This is a genomic window from Ruegeria sp. BG10 (assembly GCF_056538575.1).
The window spans coordinates 163,523-183,839 of the sequence record NZ_JBQFTI010000008.1 but is presented as its reverse complement, the minus strand read 5'-3'; the positions used below and the strand labels follow the sequence as shown (position 1 = coordinate 183,839).

The 20,317-nt window shown below is 59.9% G+C and carries 29 protein-coding genes; 15 read left to right on the top strand and 14 right to left on the bottom strand.

Annotation, left to right across the window (positions count from 1 at the left end; genetic code table 11):
- The 3 genes from ACR0D8_RS21460 to ACR0D8_RS21450 form a co-directional block, all read left to right on the top strand.
- Window positions 1-377, top strand: a 377-nt coding sequence (locus ACR0D8_RS21460) for a muconolactone Delta-isomerase family protein (RefSeq protein ID WP_480649572.1), incomplete at its 5' end; no start/stop codon positions are given.
- Entirely contained in the window at window positions 374-565 is a 192-nt protein-coding gene (locus ACR0D8_RS21455; RefSeq protein ID WP_480649571.1) for a VOC family protein, read from the top strand. The genes ACR0D8_RS21460 and ACR0D8_RS21455, both read left to right, overlap by 4 nt.
- Window positions 566-568: 3 nt before the next feature.
- On the top strand, window positions 569-769 hold the full coding sequence (locus tag ACR0D8_RS21450; protein WP_480649570.1) for a VOC family protein: 201 nt from the start codon (window positions 569-571) through the stop codon (window positions 767-769).
- 64 nt (window positions 770-833) lie between these two features.
- Here the strand turns inward: ACR0D8_RS21450 and ACR0D8_RS21445 are convergent, their stop codons facing one another.
- From ACR0D8_RS21445 to ACR0D8_RS21430, 4 genes are all read right to left on the bottom strand, one after another.
- Window positions 834-2,102, bottom strand: a complete 1,269-nt coding sequence (locus ACR0D8_RS21445) for an FCSD flavin-binding domain-containing protein (protein ID WP_480649569.1) — start codon at window positions 2,100-2,102, stop codon at window positions 834-836.
- Between the two features lie 24 nt (window positions 2,103-2,126).
- A complete protein-coding gene (locus ACR0D8_RS21440) occupies window positions 2,127-2,456 on the bottom strand; it encodes a c-type cytochrome (protein WP_480649568.1) in 330 nt (109 codons plus the stop codon).
- Between the two features lie 72 nt (window positions 2,457-2,528).
- Window positions 2,529-2,858, bottom strand: a complete 330-nt coding sequence (gene soxZ, locus ACR0D8_RS21435; protein ID WP_480649567.1) for a thiosulfate oxidation carrier complex protein SoxZ — start codon at window positions 2,856-2,858, stop codon at window positions 2,529-2,531.
- A gap of 15 nt (window positions 2,859-2,873) precedes the next feature.
- The gene (locus ACR0D8_RS21430; RefSeq protein ID WP_480649566.1) at window positions 2,874-3,311 is read right to left on the bottom strand and encodes a thiosulfate oxidation carrier protein SoxY; all 438 of its coding nucleotides are present in this window, start codon (window positions 3,309-3,311) and stop codon (window positions 2,874-2,876) included.
- 181 nt (window positions 3,312-3,492) lie between these two features.
- Here ACR0D8_RS21430 and ACR0D8_RS21425 point away from each other — a divergent pair, with 181 nt between their 5' ends.
- From ACR0D8_RS21425 to pqqE, 9 genes are all read left to right on the top strand, one after another.
- Window positions 3,493-4,239, top strand: a complete 747-nt coding sequence (locus tag ACR0D8_RS21425; protein ID WP_480649565.1) for an ABC transporter ATP-binding protein — start codon at window positions 3,493-3,495, stop codon at window positions 4,237-4,239.
- Complete coding sequence (locus ACR0D8_RS21420; RefSeq protein ID WP_480649564.1) at window positions 4,236-5,027, top strand: ABC transporter permease; 792 nt, start codon at window positions 4,236-4,238, stop codon at window positions 5,025-5,027. Before ACR0D8_RS21425 ends, ACR0D8_RS21420 begins: the two co-directional genes overlap by 4 nt.
- Window positions 5,024-6,625 carry a sensor histidine kinase gene (locus ACR0D8_RS21415; protein WP_480649563.1) on the top strand — a complete coding sequence of 534 codons (1,602 nt, stop codon included), beginning with the start codon at window positions 5,024-5,026 and terminating at the stop codon, window positions 6,623-6,625. Before ACR0D8_RS21420 ends, ACR0D8_RS21415 begins: the two co-directional genes overlap by 4 nt.
- Window positions 6,626-6,634: 9 nt before the next feature.
- A complete protein-coding gene (locus ACR0D8_RS21410) occupies window positions 6,635-7,318 on the top strand; it encodes a response regulator transcription factor (protein WP_480649562.1) in 684 nt (227 codons plus the stop codon).
- Between the two features lie 102 nt (window positions 7,319-7,420).
- Window positions 7,421-7,522: a pyrroloquinoline quinone precursor peptide PqqA gene (pqqA, locus tag ACR0D8_RS21405; protein WP_480473037.1), complete on the top strand. Its 102-nt coding sequence runs from the start codon at window positions 7,421-7,423 to the stop codon at window positions 7,520-7,522.
- A 24-nt stretch (window positions 7,523-7,546) separates the two neighbouring features.
- Window positions 7,547-8,443, top strand: a complete 897-nt coding sequence (gene pqqB / locus ACR0D8_RS21400) for a pyrroloquinoline quinone biosynthesis protein PqqB (protein WP_480649561.1) — start codon at window positions 7,547-7,549, stop codon at window positions 8,441-8,443.
- Complete coding sequence (pqqC, locus tag ACR0D8_RS21395; RefSeq protein WP_480649560.1) at window positions 8,440-9,189, top strand: pyrroloquinoline-quinone synthase PqqC; 750 nt, start codon at window positions 8,440-8,442, stop codon at window positions 9,187-9,189. The genes pqqB and pqqC overlap by 4 nt, the downstream gene beginning before the upstream one ends.
- Entirely contained in the window at window positions 9,189-9,461 is a 273-nt protein-coding gene (gene pqqD / locus ACR0D8_RS21390) for a pyrroloquinoline quinone biosynthesis peptide chaperone PqqD (protein ID WP_480617118.1), read from the top strand. The genes pqqC and pqqD overlap by 1 nt, the downstream gene beginning before the upstream one ends.
- A complete protein-coding gene (pqqE, locus tag ACR0D8_RS21385; RefSeq protein ID WP_480649559.1) occupies window positions 9,461-10,570 on the top strand; it encodes a pyrroloquinoline quinone biosynthesis protein PqqE in 1,110 nt (369 codons plus the stop codon). Before pqqD ends, pqqE begins: the two co-directional genes overlap by 1 nt.
- A gap of 4 nt (window positions 10,571-10,574) precedes the next feature.
- Here pqqE and ACR0D8_RS21380 read toward each other — a convergent pair whose 3' ends face one another.
- From ACR0D8_RS21380 to ACR0D8_RS21350, 7 genes are read right to left on the bottom strand one after another with little or no spacing between them, the layout of a single operon-like run.
- Entirely contained in the window at window positions 10,575-11,171 is a 597-nt protein-coding gene (locus ACR0D8_RS21380; RefSeq protein WP_480649558.1) for an ABC transporter ATP-binding protein, read from the bottom strand.
- Window positions 11,168-11,917 (bottom strand): ABC transporter permease, encoded by a 750-nt coding sequence (locus tag ACR0D8_RS21375; protein WP_480649557.1) that lies wholly within the window; start codon window positions 11,915-11,917, stop codon window positions 11,168-11,170. The genes ACR0D8_RS21380 and ACR0D8_RS21375 overlap by 4 nt, the downstream gene beginning before the upstream one ends.
- A gap of 6 nt (window positions 11,918-11,923) precedes the next feature.
- Window positions 11,924-12,889 carry an ABC transporter substrate-binding protein gene (locus ACR0D8_RS21370; RefSeq protein WP_480649556.1) on the bottom strand — a complete coding sequence of 322 codons (966 nt, stop codon included), beginning with the start codon at window positions 12,887-12,889 and terminating at the stop codon, window positions 11,924-11,926.
- A 12-nt stretch (window positions 12,890-12,901) separates the two neighbouring features.
- The gene (locus ACR0D8_RS21365) at window positions 12,902-13,150 is read right to left on the bottom strand and encodes a PepSY domain-containing protein (protein ID WP_480649555.1); all 249 of its coding nucleotides are present in this window, start codon (window positions 13,148-13,150) and stop codon (window positions 12,902-12,904) included.
- Window positions 13,151-13,164: 14 nt separating this feature from the next.
- Window positions 13,165-13,602: a cupredoxin domain-containing protein gene (locus ACR0D8_RS21360; RefSeq protein WP_480649554.1), complete on the bottom strand. Its 438-nt coding sequence runs from the start codon at window positions 13,600-13,602 to the stop codon at window positions 13,165-13,167.
- A gap of 19 nt (window positions 13,603-13,621) precedes the next feature.
- Window positions 13,622-14,593, bottom strand: a complete 972-nt coding sequence (locus ACR0D8_RS21355) for a YVTN family beta-propeller repeat protein (RefSeq protein WP_480649553.1) — start codon at window positions 14,591-14,593, stop codon at window positions 13,622-13,624.
- 12 nt (window positions 14,594-14,605) lie between these two features.
- Window positions 14,606-15,787: an ABC transporter substrate-binding protein gene (locus tag ACR0D8_RS21350; protein ID WP_480649552.1), complete on the bottom strand. Its 1,182-nt coding sequence runs from the start codon at window positions 15,785-15,787 to the stop codon at window positions 14,606-14,608.
- A gap of 306 nt (window positions 15,788-16,093) precedes the next feature.
- Here ACR0D8_RS21350 and ACR0D8_RS21345 point away from each other — a divergent pair, with 306 nt between their 5' ends.
- Genes ACR0D8_RS21345 through ACR0D8_RS21335 form a run of 3 tightly spaced genes read left to right on the top strand, consistent with a single transcriptional unit; the run spans window position 16,094 to window position 18,379 of the window.
- On the top strand, window positions 16,094-16,633 hold the full coding sequence (locus ACR0D8_RS21345) for an SRPBCC family protein (RefSeq protein WP_480649551.1): 540 nt from the start codon (window positions 16,094-16,096) through the stop codon (window positions 16,631-16,633).
- A complete protein-coding gene (locus ACR0D8_RS21340) occupies window positions 16,599-17,564 on the top strand; it encodes a beta-propeller fold lactonase family protein (protein WP_480649550.1) in 966 nt (321 codons plus the stop codon). The genes ACR0D8_RS21345 and ACR0D8_RS21340 overlap by 35 nt, the downstream gene beginning before the upstream one ends.
- Window positions 17,561-18,379, top strand: coding sequence for a quinoprotein dehydrogenase-associated SoxYZ-like carrier (locus ACR0D8_RS21335; protein ID WP_480649549.1), 819 nt, complete (start codon window positions 17,561-17,563; stop codon window positions 18,377-18,379). Before ACR0D8_RS21340 ends, ACR0D8_RS21335 begins: the two co-directional genes overlap by 4 nt.
- A gap of 1 nt (window position 18,380) precedes the next feature.
- Here ACR0D8_RS21335 and ACR0D8_RS21330 read toward each other — a convergent pair whose 3' ends face one another.
- Genes ACR0D8_RS21330 through ACR0D8_RS21320 form a run of 3 tightly spaced genes read right to left on the bottom strand, consistent with a single transcriptional unit; the run spans window position 18,381 to window position 20,261 of the window.
- The gene (locus ACR0D8_RS21330; RefSeq protein WP_480649548.1) at window positions 18,381-18,935 is read right to left on the bottom strand and encodes a PQQ-dependent catabolism-associated CXXCW motif protein; all 555 of its coding nucleotides are present in this window, start codon (window positions 18,933-18,935) and stop codon (window positions 18,381-18,383) included.
- Window positions 18,932-19,774, bottom strand: coding sequence for a substrate-binding domain-containing protein (locus tag ACR0D8_RS21325; protein WP_480649547.1), 843 nt, complete (start codon window positions 19,772-19,774; stop codon window positions 18,932-18,934). The genes ACR0D8_RS21330 and ACR0D8_RS21325 overlap by 4 nt, the downstream gene beginning before the upstream one ends.
- A complete protein-coding gene (locus tag ACR0D8_RS21320; protein WP_480649546.1) occupies window positions 19,758-20,261 on the bottom strand; it encodes a c-type cytochrome, methanol metabolism-related in 504 nt (167 codons plus the stop codon). The genes ACR0D8_RS21325 and ACR0D8_RS21320 overlap by 17 nt, the downstream gene beginning before the upstream one ends.
- Window positions 20,262-20,317 lie beyond the last annotated feature (56 nt).

Below are 20,317 nucleotides of genomic sequence, written 5' to 3'. Positions count from 1 at the left end.
CCGATGTTGCGGACCGCCCTGCTGGTCTACACGATCTGGCCGATGCGGAATGGCCTACCACCTTTGCCCCATACGATTCCGCCATGCAGCAGCAAGGCCTGTTTGGCGTCTGGGCCGAAGAAGCCGACGCCGCCTTGGGCGCAACGTCCGCCGGGGTCGTGAAGGACCTTTGGAAAGTGGTCGGCGAACGCAAGGTGCTGGCAATTGCCGATGTCGAGTCCCCGGATGCGCTGGACAAAATCCTGCTTGATCTGCCGATCATGCAGAAGATGGGCCATCACGTGCAGGTCGATGTGACATCGCTTCGGCGGTATGAGGATTTCGCATCAGATGTAAAAGACCGCATCGGTCGCCGAGCACGAGGACATCTCAGATGACAAAAATGATCCATTCCTGCATCTGGGTTCTCGATGATAAACGAGCCATCGCCTGGTACCGGAATGCGTTTGACCTCGACGTCGCGGATCAGTTGGATTTCGAGAGCTTTCGCCTTACTTACCTGACGAACCCGCACAGCGGATTCGAGCTTGAACTGACCCAGAACAAGGACCGGGCCGAGCCTTAAGACATGGGCAACGGCTACGCGCATCTGGCGTTTGTCGTCGAGGATGCAGACGAGCATCACGCGACGATGACATCAAAGGGACATGACGTCGGCGACCTTGTCGACTTCACCCCCAGAGGAGCGCCTGTCGCCCGGTTCTTCTTTGCCACCGATACCGATGGCTACAAGATCGAAGTCATTCAGAAAGGGGGCCGCTTAGGTTAAGCCCCCGCGCTGCGATTGCGTCCCTGGACGATCGAAAGGGGTCGAAATTCTATGACAAAACCAGCTAGTGAAACATGTCTTCCGAGATCGCGGCATACCAGTTAACCGATTCCTCGTATGTAAACTGACGTGTTTCGGCAGATTCCCCGGTTTGACTGATGAAGCCATCAACGCGCGCTATTTTCTCTTCGGTCGCTTCGTAGGTCGCCCCAACCTTGACCCCGTCATTGACTGCAATCAGCGACCAGCATGTGTTGGCGTAGCGGGGCGGGAACACCCGCGAGCCGGTCAACGCCCCGCGGACCGCATTGGCACACACCTTCGCCTGTGAGTTGGCAGAAAACCCGGATTTTGGCATGTCGCCCTGTTGGCTGGCATCGCCCAGAACGTAAACATCCGGATCACGCTTTGATGACATATCAGCCGCGTTCACCGGGGCCCACCGGCCCTCGGTCACGCCTGCCAGTTCGGCGATATGCCCCGCTTTCATCGCGGGGATGACATTGCAGACGTCCACGGCCAGTTCTTCGCCATCAATCGTCAGCGTCATCTGGTCCGGATCGACCGAGACATTGCCGCCACCGAAATCTTCTCCGATCCAGTCGATCATGCCGGGGTAGTGCGTGCCCCAGCCCTCTTCGAACAACGCCATTTTCGAGAATTTCGGCTTTGGGTCCGCAATGACGATCTTGGCGGTGGGGTTGGTAGCCTTCAGCACATGGGCCACCATCGAAATACGCTCATATGGTCCGGGCGGGCAGCGGTAGGGGTTGGGCGGCGCGACCATTGCGTAAACGCCGCCTTCGGGCATGTTTTCAATCTGCGCCCGCAAAAGCTCGGACTGCGATCCCGCTTTGTAGGCATGCGGCATCCTGTTCTGCGCGGAAACGTCCCATCCTTCCACCGCACCATCAACAAAATCGATGCCTGGGGCGATGATCAGCTTGTCATAGGGAAGAACCGCGCCTCCGGCCAGCGCCACTGTCTTGCCGGCGCGATCCACGCCGACGGCCCAGTCATGGATCACGTTGATCCCGTAATTGGCAGCAAGCGCCCCGTAGGTGTGACCAATATCGTCGATCGAGTTCAGGCCGCCGATATAAAGGTTGGAAAAGAAACAGCTGAAATAGACTTTCGAAGGCTCGATCAGCGTCACCGAAATCGCGCCGTCGCTGTCTTTGGCGATATAGCGCGCCGCAGTTGCACCACCGGCCCCGCCGCCAATGACAACCACGCGGGGCTTTCCGCTGCCCTCTGACAACACGGCAGGGGCCGACAACACGCCCGTGGCGGCGACACCAGTGCCCAGAAATTTACGCCGATCCAATGTCATTGGTCTCCCTCCCGCTCTGCGTTGTTAGTCAATCGTGCCAAAATAGGCGGCCAGCGCCTCTATTTCGTCGTTGTTCAGTCGCCCGGCCATCATCTGCATGATGGGATGTTCGCGTTCGTCCTGTTTGTAGGCCAGCATGGCCGCCACGAAGTCCTTAGGGTTCATCCCCGAAATCTTCGGAATTCCATCGGTCTGCCCGGTGTTCTGATGACAGGTCACGCATTCCGCCGACAGATACCCGCCCAGTTCCAGATCGGCCTGCGCCGACGCGACTGTGCCCTCGGCCATCGCAGCAGGACCGGGCAAACACAGAACACATCCGTGCACGAGCAGGTTGAGGTATTTCAACTCCATCCTAAAACCCCAGTAACACCCAACGCTTGCAAATTCAGGCCTGTATCAGAACCGACACTTTCGTCGGCATTCCTAAACCACCGTGATTGCGCGATTGTCAGTATAGATTGCGCCATCGTCGTCATACCATGCGAAGGTAAACACACCCGGGCCGGGAACGAGGGCCTGAAACTCGAAGAACGGGTTTGTCGAAATGCCGGGCCCGATCTCAAGTTCGATAACGATTTCGCCTTCGAACGTGCACAGGAACCGATGGATGATCGAACGCGGAATGGGGTTACCTTCCTGGTCGACACGCTGGCCGGATTCCATACGGTGGGTGATTAATGTCTTGATCGTAATGACCTCGCCTGCCCGGACTTCCTTGGGCAGTTTTATGCGGGTTTTGACACCTGACGCCATTGTCCCCTCCCGCGCTCAGGCGCAACCGCCGACGACGACCGAGACCGGTTGATGGCCACGGTGGACATCGCCATCCGGCATACGCGCAAGGGCCAGAACGTCCTGTGTCTGGGCCAGACGCATCCGGGTTGAAATCGCCTGAGACCCCGCCAGGGGGCCGAACGTGGCCTTGAGCACCGGCAGAACCGGGTTGCCGGGCGCAACCAGCAGAACATCCTGCGCGCCGGGCGCGTCGATGGAAACGGAAACGCGATAACCGTCTTCGGCGACAGTGGGCAAGGTCAGGATCACGCCATTGTCCTCTATCGGCCCGTCGGGTGCAAAGGCTGCGACAAGGTCTTCCAGCGTTGCAGAAGTTGGTACAGCGACCATGTGCTGCGCCCGAACCGGTGCCGCAAGGCACAGCAAAGCCCACAGGCTTACCTGCATCGCGTCGCGCCGGGTCAGGGTCATGGCGGGCCTTTCTGTCTGTCACGTCAGAGATGTTAGCCCTGACGCCGCTCTGCCCCTACATAACAAGTTCGTGAGCCTTCGCATACTTAAGTCGTGGTCCGGCATCCGCATGTGCAGTTGAGAAAACCGCGCCGAACATGCAAGCTGCTGTTCAGATTACAAAGTCAGGACCGAGGGTTAGATGCCGCATGCAAAGTCGCCAGAGAGGGCCAGCCCCGGCCTCGCCGTCCGCGATCTGAGCTTTCACTACGGCGCAAAAACTGCGCTGGATGTCGTATCGTTCGATGTGATGCCCTGTACCTTCTGCGCGCTTTTGGGCCCGAACGGAGCCGGAAAATCGACGCTGGTCTCGCTGTTGACCCGCCTGCTGGTCGCCCCACAGGGCGAGATCAGCGTGGCGGGCCACAACCTGCGCCGGGCGCCGCGCAAGGCTTTGGCCCGGCTGGGTGTGGTGTTTCAGCAGCCGACCCTCGACCTCAGCCTGACGGTGCGCCAGAACATGAACTATTTCGCGGCGCTGCACGGATTGCCCCGGCCCGAGATGCCTGCACGTATCGACGCCGCGCTGGACCGTCTGAACATGCGTGAGCGGGCTGATGAAAAGGTCCGGGCGCTGAATGGCGGGCATCGCCGCCGGATGGAACTGGCCCGTGCCCTGCTGCATGATCCAAGCGTTTTGTTGCTGGATGAACCAACTGTCGGCCTGGACACCGCGGCCCGACAATCCATTACCGATCAGGTTCACGATCTGGCGGCGCAGGGTCTTTGTGTCCTGTGGGCGACCCACCTGACCGATGAGGTGCGCGACGACGACCAATTGCTGGTCTTGCATCGCGGCCGCATTCTGGCCGCAGGGCAAACGGGCGACCTGCGCGGGCAAGCGACCCTGTCCGACTGGTTCCTGTCGCAGACCGAGGTTCCGGCATGAGCGGGTTCTGGGGCGTCGCGCGCGCGATCATCGGGCGTGAGTTTCTGCGCTTCATCCATCAGCGCGAACGCTTTCTGGCCGCGCTGGTCCGGCCCATGGTGTGGCTGCTGATCTTTGCCGCAGGCTTTCGCGCCGCACTGGGGCTTTCGATTATCCCGCCCTATCAGACCTACATCACCTACGAGACCTATATCGTCCCCGGCCTTTGCGCGATGGTTCTGCTGTTCAACGGCATGCAAAGCTCGCTCAGCCTTGTGTATGACCGCGAGATGGGGTCGATGCGCCTGTTGCTGACCAGTTCCTTCCCGCGCTGGTGGCTGTTGTTCTGCCGCCTGCTTGGATCAACGGCGATTTCAATCCTGCAGGTCTATACCTTTCTGGCGCTGGCCGCGCTTTTCGGTATCCTCCTGCCCCTGCCCGGTTACATTGCCGTCCTGCCAGGCCTCATATTGGGCGGGCTCATGCTGGGCGCGTTGGGGCTGGTGCTGTCCAGTTTCATCAAACAGCTAGAGAACTTTGCCGGCGTGATGAATTTTATCATCTTCCCGATGTTCTTTCTGTCCTCCGCGCTTTATCCGCTTTGGAAACTGGCCGAAAGTTCGCCGCTGTTGCGCGATATCTGCGCGCTAAACCCGTTCACCCACGTAGTCGAGCTGATCCGGTTTCTGCTTTACCTGCAGATCAACTGGGGCGCATTGCTCTGGGTGCTGGCATCGACTGCCATTCTGTGTCTGATCGCTGTCTGGGGATATGACCCCGCCCGTGGACTGATGAAGCGGAAGTCATGACCGGAACGGCCAGAACCACCCGCCGCAGCCTGTTGCTGAAAACCCGTCTGGGGATTGGTGCCGTGGTTTTGGGCTCGGGAACCCTGCTGACGGCGGCGGTTCTGTACTTGGGGATGCAAACGGTCGCCAACCGGCTGGATACTGCGCTGGCCTCGGAAACCCGCATGGCGCGGTACGCGGCACTGTCCACCCGAGCCGCCACATTTCTGGTGATCGCGACCGAGGCCGTTCAGACCGGCCAGCCTGCCGATGTCCGGCTTGAAAGGCTGGAGCCGATCCGTGGCCAGATTGGAGCGACCTTTGAGCAGCTACGCGGGGATGTCGAAGATGCGGTGGCTGCGGTCGAGAATCTGGGACTGGATGAACAATCCCGCTATGGCACGCAGTCGCTGGGCCTGGCGCGGATGGAGGCGCTGCTGAGCAACACGCTCGAAGGTCTAAGCGACCCCAACGCGGATCAGGCACATCTGCGGGCTTATGTCGACTCCTTCGCTTCGGGTTTCGATCCGTTGCTCAGCCAGGCCGTGAACACCGAGGTCCTGTTTCGCAACACCATCCTCGCCGGGATTGAACAAACCCGCCTGACCCTGACATGGATTGCGTTTGGGTTTGCCGGTTTTGCCATCCTCAGTACGGTCTGGTTCTATTTTGGCCTGATCCGCCCTCAGTTCACCCGTCTGGACCGCCTGCGCGCGGCTGCCGAGCAGGTCGGCAAAGCCGAGTTTTCGGTGACCTTGCCGGACACCCGAAATGACGAAATCGGCCAGCTTTATGGCGAGACAAACCGAATGGCCGCCGCCTTGAAACACCGCCAGACCGAGATCGAGGCTGAATGGGACCGTCTGAACGAAACCATTGAACGGCGCACCGAGGAACTGAGCGCCGCGAACCAGACCCTGTCCAGAATAGATGAAAACCGCCGTCGGTTTTTTGCTGATATCAGCCACGAATTGCGCACGCCGCTGACCGTGATCATGATGGAATCCCAGATCGGCCAGCAGGACGCTGAAAGCGCGCCGGGTGCCTTGGCAACCATAGAAAGCAGTGCGGCGAAACTGAACCAGCGCATTGATGACCTGCTGCGCGTGGCACGGTCGGAAAGTGGCGAACTGGCGCTGGACCCGCGCAGCGTCGCCCTGCCGGAGCTGTTGCAAACGGTAATTCAGGACATTCAACCGGAAATCGACAGCGCCAACATGCAACTGGATGCCGGTGAGACCCCGGATTGCGCGCTGACCTGCGATCCGAACTGGATGCGGCAAGTGCTTCTGAACCTGATTCGCAATGCCATCCGGCACGCTCGGACCGGAAAGGTGATTTCCGTGCGCGCCGCGCAATCCGATACAGCGGTTGTGATTTCGCTGACGGATAACGGCCCCGGTATCCCGCAAGCGGCGCAAGGCCAGATCTTTGAGAGGTTCGTTCAGGGCGGGACGGCCAATCGGCAGGGCTTTGGCGTTGGTCTTGCCCTCGCGGCTTGGGTTGTCGAGGCCCATGAGGGGACGATCACCCTGACCAGTCCGGTGCTGAAAGATCAGGCGATGGGCTCCGCGCCCGGTACAAATGTCTGCATTCGATTACCCCGGGCAAAGGCATAGGATACGCGCATGGCGTCGAGACTGCTGATCATAGATGACGACCCCAAAATCGCCTCGGCCCTTGTGCGGGGCCTGTCGCTGCACGGCTATGATGCCGAGTTCGAAAACCGGGCCGACAAGGGGTTGGAGCGATTGCAGAGTGGCGCGTACTCTGGCGCGATTGTCGATGTCATGCTGGGCGAGGATAGCGGGATCGAACTGGTCAGATCCGCGCGCGAAATCGGAGTTTCGATCCCTATTCTGATGCTGTCTGCCCTATCCGATGTCGACCACCGGGCCGCCGGGCTTGACGCAGGGGCGGACGACTATGTTGTCAAACCGTTCAGCTTTGGCGAGCTTGTCGCACGGTTGCAGGTGCAGGAACATCGCGCGCGGTCCCAACACCCCGACCCGGCCCGGATATCGCCACAGAACAGGACCATAACCATCCGCGACACATCCGTCGCCCTGACGGAACGCGAGTTCGATCTGCTGGCCTTGCTCAACAGCAAGGCGGGGTCGCCCATCTCGCGGGGAGAACTGTTCGACACGCTCTGGTCGCAGGAAGGGTCCAGTAACGAAAACGTGGTCGATGTCTATATCGGATATCTGCGCAGGAAGCTTGGTGCGGATGATTTCGGTTTTGAAATCAAGACACTACGCAATCAGGGCTTCTGTATATTGGGTCGCGCACCGCTGCCCGACGACGGATGAATACCCACCAAAGTCTACCCTGTTCTTACAAATTAAGATTCGCTCTGACCCCCATTACCTGCCAGATTGCTTTCAAGGACATTCCAAGAGGAGGAGCCCGTTATGGCCTGGAGTAAACCGATTATTCGCGAGATCGAGTGCGGCATGGAAATCAACATGTACGGCCCGGATCATGATGATGAGCGCGGCGGCGGCCTGATCTGATCTCAGACCTGGCGCCAACACTAGATGACGTTGCGCGCGATAATACTTGGGGCCGCTGCTGGCGGCGGCCTGCCGCAATGGAATTGTGGATGTAAGAACTGCGTTCTCGCCAGAGCCGGAAAAATACCAGCTCAAACACAGTCGTCTTTGGCTGTGTCTCCTGACGGCCAAAACTGGGCCGTCTTGAACGCGTCTCCGGACATACGACACCAACTGAGCAACACAGAACCTCTGTTTCCCACGGGGTTGCGTGAGATGCCCATTCACTCGGTTCTGGTCACAAACGGCGATATCGATCATGTCGCGGGGCTGCTGACACTTCGCGAGATGCAGCCCTTCAACCTGTTCGCGACGCAGAGCATTCAGGACGTGATTGCGCAGAACCCCATTTTCGACGCGTTGAACGCGTCGGTTGTGGAACGCACGTCGATTTCTCTGAACCAGCCGTTTGAGATGGTTCCCGGCTTGCAGGCGACACTGTTCCCCGTTCCCGGCAAGGTGCCCTTGTATCTGGAAGGTGAGCATGTGCAGACCGATCTGGTGGGCGAACAAACCGTCGGTGTCGCGCTGAAGGCGGGCGGTAAAACCGCCTATTACATTCCGGGCTGTGCCGCTTTGACACCGGACTTGCGGGCCACGCTTGAGGGTGCAGATTTGCTGTTTTTTGACGGAACTCTCTGGCAGGATGATGAAATGGTGCGCGCGGGGTTGGGTCAGAAAACCGGCAAGCGTATGGGCCACATGTCGATGGATGGCGACGACGGGTCCATCGCCAGCTTTGCCGATATGAAGATCGGGCGGAAAATATTCGTCCATATGAACAACACCAATCCGGTTCTGCGCCCCGACAGCGTAGAAAAAGCGGCGGCCGAGGCCGCAGGCTGGACAATTGGACAGGATGGGATGGAGATCGCTCTATGACCCAAAGCCGCGAAGACTTCGAAGCCCGCCTGCGTCAGATCGGCGCGGAACGCTACCACGATCTGCACCCGTTTCATGACCGTCTGCACGGCGGGCACTGTACGCCGGATGAAGTGCGTGCCTGGGTCATCAACCGATATTACTATCAGCACTCGATCCCGATGAAGGATGCCGCCTTCATGTCCCGCGTCGAGGATCCGAAACTGCGGCGCGCATGGCGGTCCCGGATCGAGGATCATGACGGCACCGAAGAAAACGAAGGCGGCATCAGACGTTGGTTGCGTCTGGCCGAGGCCGTGGGTCTTGATCCCGACTATGTCGCCTCGTGCGAGGGTGTCTTGCCCGCAACGAAATTCGCCGTGGATGCCTATGTTCGCTATGTGCGCGAGAAAACTCTGCTCGAAGCCGTTGCCGCCTCGTTGACCGAGTTGTTTGCCCCCAAGATTCATGCCGACCGAATTGAAGGTCTGCTGCAGCACTACGATTTCGCCGATGACAGCTCCCTGTCCTATTTCAGGAACCGTCTGAAGGAAGCGCCTAAGGATGTGGCCTTTGGTCTGGCCTGGGTTCTGGATAAGGCGAATACGGCCGAAAAACAGGACGCGGCGGCCAAGGCGCTGATCTTCAAGACGGATATACTGTGGTCGCAACTGGATGCCCTTTGGGGGGCGTATGTGGAACCCGCGCGTCTCCCCCCCGGTGCGTGGCAGCCCGGCACAGGGCTGCTGATGCGGCAGGCGTCGTGATGCAGGCCGCAGACATCCCTACCCTGCCCCGTGGCGTGCGCCTGCATTTTGACAAGGTGCGGGAAAACTGGGTGCTGTTGGCCCCGGAACGGGCCGTGACGCTGGATCAGATCGGACACGCCATTCTGAACGAGGTGGACGGCCAGCGCAGCTTCGAACAGATCACAACCGCGTTGTCCGAAAAATACAATGCCCCGGTGGATCAGATCGCCGAGGACAGTTCGGGTTTCCTTGATGCCCTGCGCGCCCGGCGTTTTCTGGACGTATCGTAATGGTTAAATCTGCACCCCCTATCGCCATGCTCGCCGAGCTGACCCATCGCTGTCCCCTGTCCTGCCCGTATTGTTCCAACCCGGTCGAAATGGCCAAGCAGGACAGCGAGATGGATACGGACACCTGGGCGCGCGTGTTTCAGGAAGCCGCCGCGTTGGGGGTGTTGCAATTGCACTTGTCCGGTGGCGAACCGGCGTCGCGCCGCGATCTGGTGGAATTGGTGACTGCGGCGCGGGACGCCGGGCTTTACACCAACCTGATCACCTCGGCCATCGGGCTGACAGAGCGCCGCATGAACGAGTTGGATCGCGCCGGGCTGGACCATATCCAACTGTCTCTACAAGGCACCGATGTTGCAATGGCGGACAAGGTCGGCGGCTATCGCGGCGGGTTCGACCGCAAGATGAAAGCGGTCGAATGGATCAGGGATATAGGGTTCCCCCTGACATTGAACTTTGTCCTGCATCGCCACAACGCCCACCAATTGCCCCGAGCGCTTGAAATGGCGCAGGAGATGGGCGCACGCAGGATCGAAGTTGCAACGGTTCAGTTTCACGGCTGGGCGCTGAAGAACCGGGATGCACTGATGCCGACACGGGAGCAGGCGCAGGTGGTCACGCAGCAAGTTGATGAGGCCAGACATGCCCTGAAGGGCGCGCTTGTGATCGACTATGTGCCCGCAGACTATCACGAGGATTTCCCCAAACGCTGCATGGGAGGTTGGGGAACAAGCGGTCTGAACGTGACGCCCGATGGGCAGGTGCTGCCCTGCCACGCGGCCCAATCCATCCCGCATCTATCTTTTGACCGGGTGCAGTATAAGCCGCTGTCGGACATCTGGTATCACAGCGCGGCGTTCAACACCTATCGGGGCACCGACTGGATGCCGGAACCCTGCCAAAGCTGCGATCGCAAAACCATCGACTTCGGGGGGTGCCGTTGTCAGGCCATGGCCCTGGTCGGGGATGCCAGCGCAACCGATCCGGTCTGTGTCAAATCTCCGCATCATCAGGCGCTGCAGGATCAGGCCAACCAGCACGCAGCCAGCGTTGATGCACCGTTCGCCTATCGCGTGGCACCCGGTGCGGTGGCCGAAACAACTGAATGACCCGCTAGGCCAAAACTGCACCTTGCGGGGTGGCTTTTAGCTCAAGGACCCGATCTGCAAGCCGTTCCGCCTCGGTCCTCGAATGGGTGACGAACAGCGTCGCCGGGTGGTGTCGCGCCATCAGTTGCTCGGTCAGCGTCAGCATCGCGTCGGCTGTTTCGGCGTCCAGCGAAACAAAGGGTTCGTCCATGATCAGCAGCTCTGGCTGGCCGACAAAGGCGCGTGCGAGGGACAGGCGCCGCTGCTGTCCAAGCGACAATTGACCCGGAAACAGGTCGCCTTTGTTGCTCAATCCAACCGAACCCAGCGCGGCCTCGGCCTCGGATTGGGACAGGTCGGGATGGATGATCCTCAGATTGTCCAATGCGCTGCGCCATGGCAGCAAGGTGGGTTCCTGAAACACGATTGCCGTTTGGTCAAGGCGCCCTATCTGCCCGTCAAAATCGGGATCAATACCAGCCACAAGGCGCAGCAATGTCGTCTTGCCGATACCGGACGGACCGATGAGGGCGACCGTCTCACCCGCGTTGATCTCGAACGTTATGGGCCCCAAAACCGGGTCCGCACCGAACCGTTTCTGCCGGATGTCGATGCGGATCATGCGGCTCTCCACCTGCGGGCGCTGCGCTCCCACGGTTGAAGGATCAGCCATTCCACAAGCAACATCACCGCGATGAAGGAAAACGCGTAGACCAGCACCATCGCGACATCGAAGAGTTGAAAATAGAGGTGTATCTGAAAGCCAACACCGGATGAGCGCCCCAGAAACTCGACCACCAGCACGATTTTCCAGATCAGCGACAGGCCCGACCGGGCGGCAGCGGCGATAAAGGGCGCAAGCTGCGGCAGGATCACATGCCGCAGACGTGTCCACCGCGGCACCCGGTAAACCTGCGCCATCGCGTCGAGGTCCGGGTTCAGCGCTCGGCCGCCTTCGCGCAGGATGGTCGCGACATTGGGAATTTTGTTCAGCGTCACTGCCGTGATCGCGGCGGCCTCGGTCAGCCCGATCCACAGGTAACACAGCACGATCAGAACCAGTGCGGGCAGGTTCAGAAAAATCACCAGCCATGGGTCCAGCCATCGGTTGACGGCGGGCGACCGGCCCATGGACAGGCCGATGAGGCCGCCCAAAGCCATGGCCAGCGCAAAGGCCCAGATCACCCGCAGCAGGGTCGCCCCGATACTGCGCTGCAACTCTCCGGTGCCGAGTTCCTGTTGGAACCGAGGGATCAGATCCCAGGGTTGTGGCAGGATTTGCGGGTCTGCGGTCAGAAAGGCGGCAACCACCCAGAGCAGCACCAGACACCCGATAGACATCAGCGGCGTGAGGCGCGGATCCGGCATTGGCGGCTAGTCCACGTCCGCAAACAGACCCTGCGGTACCGCTGTGGCGTCACCCACCAGTTCAGCACCGCCCAGTTCGGCCATCAAGGCCAGCATTCTGTTGGCCGCTTCGGTGTCCACCGGATCCCGGTTCGGAATGCCCGCAATCCAATCGGCTCTCAGTTGTTCGAATTGCGCATCCGATTTTGCGTTCATGCGCGGCCTGATCGCCTCCCACGCGTCAGGAGAGGTTGCGAGCAAATCCTTGGCCTCGCGGCTGGCCGAGAACAAGCTTTGTGCCAGATCGGGATGATCTGCCAGGAAGCTTTCCTTCAGATAGTACCCCAGCAAGGGCGTATCGGTATCCAGGCCAAGCGCCTGCCCCGCGTCTTCTACGGAAATCAGTTCCCGCATACCTGACGCTTTCATCTTGGCCAGAAAATGCCAGAAGTTGATCGCACCGGCATAGTCGGCGCCAAGTGCGGATTTGAAGATTAGCGGCGGCGCACCAAAGACCTGTTCGGTGTCGGCCTTCAAGTCCATGCCGTATTCCTGCGCCGCATAGGCGCGCAGGATCAGCCAGGATTTATCCAGCGGCCCACCGGCAATTCCGATCTTGCCCCCGGACAGATCCTTGAGAGTGCGCGCAGGGCTGTCGGCCGGCACCACCACACCGCCGACGGCTTTGGAGTAGGGGATAAATACATAATCCTTGCCTGCCGCCCGTTGCCGGGCAACCCAGATCCAGTCTGCCACGGCCAGATCGGCCTCGTCCCCTTCCACGGCGATACGGGTCGCGCCGTTGTCGGCAAAGGGCTGCACGTCGAGGACAAAGCCGTGTTTCCTGTCCAGACCATTTTGCCGGATGGTCTCAAGCTCCCAATTCACGGTGCCGATTTTCAGTACAGCGGCGCGAATGGTCGGCAGGGTTTCGGCCAAAGCCGCCCCCGCCATCAGAACCAGCGCAGCGCAGATCGCGAACAGCTTTGTCATCCCGTCCTCGCGTTACTCAGCCCTGCGGCTGACCTCGTTCAGGTCCTTGTCCAGTTTGATGTCGAACTGATTGCCGCCCTTGCAGATCACATCATCCAGATCGTAGCCGTCATCCTCGACCTCGATGTCGTCAGGGTCCATCTGACATTCGATCGACGCCAGATAGGCCTCGATCTTGCTTACGGTTTCGGCATCCAACTCATCTGCCAACGCCGGAGCCGCTAGAACACCTGCAAATACCACTATGCCAAGTTTCTTCATCTTCTGTCCTTTCGTTATTGAATGCTGACCGTGATGCGTTGCGAGTCTCCGGTGGAGCCGGGAATACGTATTTCATGGCTGCCGGGCTTGATGGCGATGAAGGACAGCTCGGCGACGCCTGCCTTGTCAAATTCGATACTGTCCACGGCCATAGGGCGGATTTCGATCTTGTTGATGACAATCTCGTTCATCCAGATTGCCCGAAAGAAGGATGGCCCCTCTATGGCCAGTTCCGCCGAGCCGTCCGCCGTGATCTCAAGCTTGTAATAGGCACCGGATTGCAGCACCACATCCTCGCCCAGGGGTTGGCCCGAGGCCAGCGTCAGCTTGATGGTGTCGCCACGATTGCACTTGGCCAAGAGCCCGGCGAACCCAAGGTCGTCGCAGAGCGGGGCTGCGGCAACCGGCCCGCCCGACATTGCAACCATCGCCGCGATCATGAACTTTTTCATTCCCGTCCCTCCCAGAACCTTAGTCGATTGTCACCACGCCCCAGGGCTGCTGACCGACCTGAACCGATTTGATTGCCTTTTCTGAAGCCACATCGATGATCGTGATGTCGTTAGAATTGCCGTTTGTGGTCAGCAGGTATTTTTCATCCGGCGTGAAATCCAATTGCCAGACACGCTGCCCCACAAGGATGTAATCCAGCACCTCAAGGCTTTGCGCATCCACAACCGCAACGCGGTTTGCCGGTCCAAGCGCAATGAACAGACGCTTGCCATCCGAGGTGACTTTGGCCCCCACCGGTTGCAGCCATTCGGGCTGAACGCCGGGCACTTCAAACCCGATCTTGCCGACAACCGTGGGCGTGCCGTCTTCGGCAATGTCCATTACCGACACCGTGCCGCCGATTTCCGAGGTCACGAATAGCCGCGTCCCGTCTGCCGTGTATTGCGCGTAGCGCGGGCGCTGATCGACCAGCACGTTGTGCTTGATCGTATAGTCCTCGGTCGAGATGAAATGGGCCATATTGGTGGTCTCGGACGTGTTGACCACGAATTTGGCATCCGGGCTCATCCCCATGCCTTCGGGCTCGACCCCAACCGGAACCTCGGCCAGAATTGTGCGGGTTTCTGTGTCCGTGACCGTCACCAAATTGTCGTCTTCATTGGCGATGTAAAGCCGTTTGCCCGAGGGTTCGAGGATGAACAGTTCCGGGTCTGGGCCCGAGGGTAGGCTGGGCAGTTCTTCGTAGGTCGTGGTGTCAAAAACCCGGATGATATTGTCGTCCGAGGCGCAGACATACAGCTTTTTGCCATCCGGGCTGACAGTGATACCGCGCGGGCGGTTGCCGCCGGGAAACTCGGTCAACACCTCCCATGTCTCGGTATCGACCACGGTGATGGTGTTGCCCCGCTCGTTCGACACAAAGGCCTTACCGGCCAGCACGGGGCCTGTAGTCAGGGCGGCAAGAGCAGCGGTCAGCAATAGTCGTTTCATCAAGTCCTCCGGTTACTCAAATGCCTGACAGTTGGATTCCGGGCGGTCCAATCCCATCGTGTCGAGCGGTGATGTCTGATGCAAGAACCCGTCCTGCGGGCTGACGCTGACGGTGATCGAGCCGTCATACAGAAGGATCGGTTGGCGCAGTTGCCCGTTCCAATCGCGAAAGGTCACCTTCTGGCCCTTGAACGCCGCCAGTTCGAACTCATCCGACAGGGCATAGTCCCGCACCCCGTCGGGCTCGGCTGTATTGGCGCGTGTGACCGCTTCGCCGATGACGCGCAGGGCAAGCCAGACATTGTAATCCTCAGGCCGCACATAGCGACCGGTCAGGTCTTCGAAACGGGTCTGAAACTGCGTGGCACCCCAGGCCTCATGCGCGCCATGAATCGTCACCGGGCGCAGACCGCCCGACCCCATCACCGGGCGCGGGGTCCAGAGGTGATAGGACAGATACCGCCCGAAATAATCGCTTTCATCCGCCGCGATTACCACGTCGTGGTCCCGAACGTCCTGCGTATCCAAAGGCAATTGCCGCTGCACCAGAACATGGCCCGAATCCGTACGACGAGAGCCGCCGGTATCCTCAAAAACGCGATCCTCGACGAGCTTCGCGCCGAACTTGGTGGCGGCGCGGCGATAGGCATCGGCCAGCTTCGTATCGTCGGGGTTTGACCCTGCCAGCAGGAACCAATCACTCCATTTCTTCCAGACCGCAAACTGCGCCACCGCATCCGCCTTCATCGCCCGCGACGGCGCGATATGCAGCAGGTTGCCACGGCAGTTCGAACCCCGCAGATCGACATCCGGGGCCGACGCGTTGAACACAAGCGCACCAGCCTCGGCCGCCTTGTCCGTCAGGCGCAAGACATCCGGCGCATCGGCCAGAAGGATGATCAGCCTGACCCCATTGGCCAGAATCTGATCCATCGCTTCATCGGCCTGTTCGGGCAGAGTGGCCACCGTGGTTGTTTCGTATGTGTGGCCCAGAAAGCCACCTGTGGTGCTGTTGTCTTCGGTTCCAAGCGATGCACCGGCAAAGCCCAGATCATCGGGTTTCAAATCGTAGCGAGAGATCGGCAGCAGGCTGGGATAGTCGATCCTCAGGACCGCTGCTTTCACATCAATCGCCACTGCGTCTATCGCAGAAACACACCAAAAGAGTGCCGCAAAAAGCGGCAGCGCGTTCATGTTCAAGATGTCCTCCCGGTCCCTGCCAGTTTTTCGGCAGGCTCTTATTCTTCAGCGCAATGCGCTGCAAAACGGAACCAATACTTTTGGCCGTGTTGTGATCTCAAGCCTAACAGCTTCATCATTAACCTCGATTCTTATTTTTTAAGAATGCACGTATGCGATTGAACTTGCTTCTGTTTCCCGCCGTGCCCGTCAAAATGACAGGTGTTCGGGAAGGACAGGGCTTGCTTGGTCGCGTGCCGATCCGTGCTGGCAGTGCAACCCGCTTGGGCCAGCCATCGGCGCAGCTAGGGAGGATACCGAATGAAGCGACGAACCTTTCTTGCGGCAACCGCCGCCGCTGTGGCTCCGGTCGCCGTCTGGGCCCACGGCCCGACCCGGCAAAAAGTCACCCTGACCACCGAAGTTGCCGCCCCACCGGACGAGATCTGGGCCGCCATCGGCAATTTCGACGACATGTCCTGGCACCCTGCGGTGTTCTCGACCGAAGGAAATGGCGGCAATGCAATCGACGCCACCCGCCTGCTGACTCTTGGGCAAGAGGGCGGGCCGACCATTGCCGAGGTCCTCTATAAGTTCAGCGACGAAAAGATGAGCTATTCCTACCGGATCACCGAGGTCGCGGTCGAGGTTCTGCCGGTCACCAACTACTCGTCCCACCTGACGGTCAAGCCGCGCGATGGGGGCGGGTCGATTGTCGAATGGCGCGGTGCGTTCTATCGCGGCTATCCGAACAATGATCCGCCGCCCGAACTGAACGACGAAGCCGCGATTGCGGCTGTGACCGGCGTGTATCAGGCAGGTTTGGATGCACTGGTCGAGCGTTTCGGTGCGGCGAGCTGATTGCGGCCTGATCCTGCTGATGCCGCTGCTTGCTGATCCCGGTTCGGCTGAAACGGCCTTTGTCACCTGTCAGAATGGCGAAGAACTCAGCCGAATCGAGCTTGCGGACCTGCGCGAAACCGCACGCTGGCCCCTGCCCGGCAAACCCGCTGGCGTGGCGGTGGGGCAAGACGGCGTTGTGTTCACAGTCTCCCCCGACAGCAAACACGTGCGGCGCATTTCAGCAGAGACTGGGGAAACGATTGCCCAGGCCACGCTGGATGGCGGTCCGATCGGGATTGCCCTGGACCCGCAGCGCAGGCGGGTGTTTGTGAGCGATTGGTACAATGCCCGGATTTGGGTTCTGGATAGCGAAACCCTGTCGGTTCAGGCCGACCTGCCGACCGGGCTGGCCCCGGCAGGCATTTCGGTATCAGATGATGGGCGATTTGTGGCGTCGGCGGACAAGGATGCCAATCAGGTCTCGGTATTTGACGCCGAAACCCTGCAACCCCTGCACCAGATTCCGGTTGGCATACGCCCCTTTGGACTGCGCTTCGCGCCGGACGGGCGGCTGTTTGTCGGCAATGTCGGAAGCAATGATGTCAGCGTTGTGGACCTTGACGCTGCAGCCGTCATCGCAACCGTTCAGGTCGGCGAGCGCCCTTACGGTATTGCTTTTGCCCAAGGCCGGGCATTTGTGACAAACCAATATGCCAATACGCTCAGTGTAATTTCGCTTGAGACACTCGAACCAGAGGGCCTGATCGACGTTGGGGAATACCCGGAAGGCATCGACGCGACCGCAGAACAGGACCTGCTGGTTGTCGCAAACTGGTTCGACAACACAGTCAGCATCGTGGACCCCGAGGCTTTGACTGTGGTAGAAATTTTGGAAACCTGTGACGGTCCTCGCGCCTTCGGCAGTTTTCTGGGAGGAGGAATGCAATGAAGTCTTCTCATCTGGTGGCAGCTTTGATCTGGGTGTCTGCGGCCCCTGCCGTGGCGGCTGGAGAAGCCTGGGAAAACGTGCGCGCGCTGCTGTACGGTGATCGCCCCATGCAGAACGGGGACGCGCTGATCGCGATTGAGGCCCCTTATCGGACCCCTGACGATGCACGGGCGGAACTGGCCGCGCAGGTGGTTGCGCCACAGGGAACCGAAGTCGCAAAAGTGACGTTGGTGCTGGATGAAAACCCGATGCCGGTTTCCGCCGTGTTCGAACTGGAGGAACCGCTACCCAGTTTCTATTTCGATGTGACCATGCGGGTGAACGGGCCCACACCCATGCATGTGATCGCGGAAATGACGGACGGACGCCTTTGGGTTTCAGAGACCTATGTCAAAACATCCGGCCTCGGCGCGTGCGCTGCGCCACCGGGAACCGACCCGAAACTGGCCCTTGAAAACCTGGGAACGATGGAGGCCGAACTGGTCGGTCGCGTTCCGGCGCTGAACACGCTGACCCGGTTGTCCCAACTGAGTACGGGTCGCGCGAACAAGATGGATCTGAACATCGACCACCCGTCGCATTCCGGGATGCAGATGGATCAGATTTCGCTTCTTTTCATCCCGATGCGTTACGTGGAAACCGTGGATATCGACCTTGACGGTGCAGGTTACATTCAAATGACCGGCTCGATTTCCCTGTCCGAGAATCCGAGGGTCGGCATTTCAGTCCCCAGCCGCGCGCAGGCGGTTGATGTGACCATGACGGATACCGACGGCACGGTCAGTCATCTGCACAAGAAACTGGCGGGCTTCTAGCTTACCCGTCGCCGGTAACGGGCTGACCGGGGGCCGGTTTGACCCGTTCCATCGGATAGTCCCAGAGCGCCCAGCCATCTGTGCCTTCGGGAAACCAATAGACGTTGGAATAGCCCCACTCGATAGCACGGCGGGCGGCGTTCCAGCTCATCCAGCAATCTTCGAGGCAGAAGAAAACAACGGCCTGATCGGCATCACCCGACGTGGCCGTTTCAAGCCCGCTGCGAAAGTAATCGGCGGTGACATTGGCAATGGCACCGTAGCCCACATTGGGCAGCCAGACCGCGCCGGGAATGCTGTTGCGCGGCTTGTCGCGCCAGATCGTGCCCTTGGGCAGATTGGCGGGCTTGGGGGCCTGGGGGAGCACATCAATGAAAGCTGCGCTCTTGTCCTGCCACAGCGCGTGCGCCTCTTCCGGGCCTATGGTGATGCCGCCGGTAACCCGGTCCGGCACTGGTGCCCGGTAACGATCCATGCGATAGTCGGAAGGCTCCGGAACGGTTTGGGCCGCCGCAGCGCCTGCGCAGATCGCAAACGCCACGAGGGCGCGGATCATTGCGACAGCTCCAGCACCTCGGTTCCCAGATCGTTAACCAGCGGCACACCTGCTTCGGCCAAAACCGCGTTGATCTCATCCTGATTGCGCCGGATCAGAGAGTTTAGTCTCCGCTGCCAAACTTTCTCGCCCTGTCGCACACCCATGGTGATGCGGTAGAACAGGCGCGGTGGCAGGTCTTCCTTGACCAGAGGGATCACCTTGAAGCCAGGATAATCCGCCTTGACCAAAGGACCGCCCAGCGGACCCCACAGGATCGCGGCGTCGATCTCGCCGGATTGCAGGTCGTCCAGCATATCGATGGCGGGGCTTTCCACGCGGCGGTCAACAAAAAGGTTGTAAGGCTTGGCTTTTCCGATCAGGCCATTACGCGCCATATGGGCCGCCGGCGGCGTGCCGGCCACGACGCCGATCTTCCGCCCCTGAAGCGCCGGGTCGGCCAGCGTATCGACCTGTGCCAGGTCACTGTCATCGGGCACTATCAGCGCATAGGCTGAGGTGTAGTAGTGATTGGTGTTCTGCACCAGCTCGTGACCCTGTGCATAGCCGATCACGACATCGCAGCGCTTGGCGGTCAGCGTGTTGCGAATGAACCCGGTCGCCTGTGGAAACCAGACATATTGAACCGGCAGTTCCAGCTTCCCCGCCATCAACTCGGCCAGTTTGTTTTCGTATCCCGATCCGTCCTCGGACGAGACAGGGTAATTGGCCGGGTCAGCGCAGACACGAAAAGCCGTGTTCGAAACCAAATCCGACGTCTGCGCAACAGCAGGCGCCGCCTGCGAAAAACAGGCGGCAAACCCCAGAACGGCAAGGCAGGTCTTAGCCCATGCAGGCATCTTCATCCTCTCGGATTACTTCCGATTTCGCTTCTTTCTTCGGCGGGCGTCCGCGCGGGATCGCCTCAGATCCGTGCGCCTTCAGATAAACATAGATGTCGTCCAGAAAGCACATCACATTCGGGTTGTCGCCAAAGCCCGGCATGACCGAGTTTTCGGCGGCGTTGACCACCTGGCGTCCATTGGTGACAACATCGACGAAATCGTAATAGTCCATGTCCAGCGCGGATTGCTTCAAAGCCGGGGCATAGGTCGATCCCTCGCCATCCGGGCCGTGACAGACGTGGCATTCCGCGTGATAGCGGCGAAAGCCCGAGAATGTCATCCAGTCCACCGTTCCGTCTTCGGCGATGTTGAACGTCGGGATATCGTCTTCGGTGTAGTACCGCCCATCCTCGGAATACGCGACCGTCAGATTGTCGGCCGCCGCAGCAAGCGGAAGGCCGGACAAAAGTAAAGCTGCCGAAAGACGTTTTAGATGCGTCATGGATGTCTCGTTTGCTGCAAGTGGAAATCCGGCGCGACCATCGAGGGCCGCGCCGG

Bases quoted from the DNA above. Each gene is read 5' to 3' on its own strand.
- soxZ (WP_480649567.1), bottom strand. From the start codon at position 2,858: ATGGCGTCAGGTGTCAAAACCCGCATAAAACTGCCCAAGGAAGTCCGG.
- ACR0D8_RS21375 (WP_480649557.1), bottom strand. From the start codon at position 11,917: ATGCCGGATCCGCGCCTCACGCCGCTGATGTCTATCGGGTGTCTGGTG.
- ACR0D8_RS21325 (WP_480649547.1), bottom strand. From the start codon at position 19,774: ATGCCTGCATGGGCTAAGACCTGCCTTGCCGTTCTGGGGTTTGCCGCC.
- ACR0D8_RS21355 (WP_480649553.1), bottom strand. From the start codon at position 14,593: ATGAAACGACTATTGCTGACCGCTGCTCTTGCCGCCCTGACTACAGGC.
- ACR0D8_RS21335 (WP_480649549.1), top strand. From the start codon at position 17,561: ATGAAGTCTTCTCATCTGGTGGCAGCTTTGATCTGGGTGTCTGCGGCC.
- ACR0D8_RS21420 (WP_480649564.1), top strand. From the start codon at position 4,236: ATGAGCGGGTTCTGGGGCGTCGCGCGCGCGATCATCGGGCGTGAGTTT.
- ACR0D8_RS21450 (WP_480649570.1), top strand. From the start codon at position 569: ATGGGCAACGGCTACGCGCATCTGGCGTTTGTCGTCGAGGATGCAGAC.
- pqqB (WP_480649561.1), top strand. From the start codon at position 7,547: ATGACGTTGCGCGCGATAATACTTGGGGCCGCTGCTGGCGGCGGCCTG.
- pqqD (WP_480617118.1), top strand. From the start codon at position 9,189: ATGCAGGCCGCAGACATCCCTACCCTGCCCCGTGGCGTGCGCCTGCAT.
- ACR0D8_RS21445 (WP_480649569.1), bottom strand. From the start codon at position 2,102: ATGACATTGGATCGGCGTAAATTTCTGGGCACTGGTGTCGCCGCCACG.
- ACR0D8_RS21320 (WP_480649546.1), bottom strand. From the start codon at position 20,261: ATGACGCATCTAAAACGTCTTTCGGCAGCTTTACTTTTGTCCGGCCTT.
- ACR0D8_RS21430 (WP_480649566.1), bottom strand. From the start codon at position 3,311: ATGACCCTGACCCGGCGCGACGCGATGCAGGTAAGCCTGTGGGCTTTG.
- ACR0D8_RS21425 (WP_480649565.1), top strand. From the start codon at position 3,493: ATGCCGCATGCAAAGTCGCCAGAGAGGGCCAGCCCCGGCCTCGCCGTC.
- ACR0D8_RS21340 (WP_480649550.1), top strand. From the start codon at position 16,599: ATGCACTGGTCGAGCGTTTCGGTGCGGCGAGCTGATTGCGGCCTGATC.
- ACR0D8_RS21345 (WP_480649551.1), top strand. From the start codon at position 16,094: ATGAAGCGACGAACCTTTCTTGCGGCAACCGCCGCCGCTGTGGCTCCG.
- ACR0D8_RS21370 (WP_480649556.1), bottom strand. From the start codon at position 12,889: ATGACAAAGCTGTTCGCGATCTGCGCTGCGCTGGTTCTGATGGCGGGG.
- ACR0D8_RS21360 (WP_480649554.1), bottom strand. From the start codon at position 13,602: ATGAAAAAGTTCATGATCGCGGCGATGGTTGCAATGTCGGGCGGGCCG.
- pqqA (WP_480473037.1), top strand. From the start codon at position 7,421: ATGGCCTGGAGTAAACCGATTATTCGCGAGATCGAGTGCGGCATGGAA.
- ACR0D8_RS21330 (WP_480649548.1), bottom strand. From the start codon at position 18,935: ATGATCCGCGCCCTCGTGGCGTTTGCGATCTGCGCAGGCGCTGCGGCG.
- pqqC (WP_480649560.1), top strand. From the start codon at position 8,440: ATGACCCAAAGCCGCGAAGACTTCGAAGCCCGCCTGCGTCAGATCGGC.
- ACR0D8_RS21455 (WP_480649571.1), top strand. From the start codon at position 374: ATGACAAAAATGATCCATTCCTGCATCTGGGTTCTCGATGATAAACGA.
- ACR0D8_RS21415 (WP_480649563.1), top strand. From the start codon at position 5,024: ATGACCGGAACGGCCAGAACCACCCGCCGCAGCCTGTTGCTGAAAACC.
- ACR0D8_RS21440 (WP_480649568.1), bottom strand. From the start codon at position 2,456: ATGGAGTTGAAATACCTCAACCTGCTCGTGCACGGATGTGTTCTGTGT.
- ACR0D8_RS21410 (WP_480649562.1), top strand. From the start codon at position 6,635: ATGGCGTCGAGACTGCTGATCATAGATGACGACCCCAAAATCGCCTCG.
- ACR0D8_RS21380 (WP_480649558.1), bottom strand. From the start codon at position 11,171: ATGATCCGCATCGACATCCGGCAGAAACGGTTCGGTGCGGACCCGGTT.
- pqqE (WP_480649559.1), top strand. From the start codon at position 9,461: ATGGTTAAATCTGCACCCCCTATCGCCATGCTCGCCGAGCTGACCCAT.
- ACR0D8_RS21365 (WP_480649555.1), bottom strand. From the start codon at position 13,150: ATGAAGAAACTTGGCATAGTGGTATTTGCAGGTGTTCTAGCGGCTCCG.
- ACR0D8_RS21350 (WP_480649552.1), bottom strand. From the start codon at position 15,787: ATGAACGCGCTGCCGCTTTTTGCGGCACTCTTTTGGTGTGTTTCTGCG.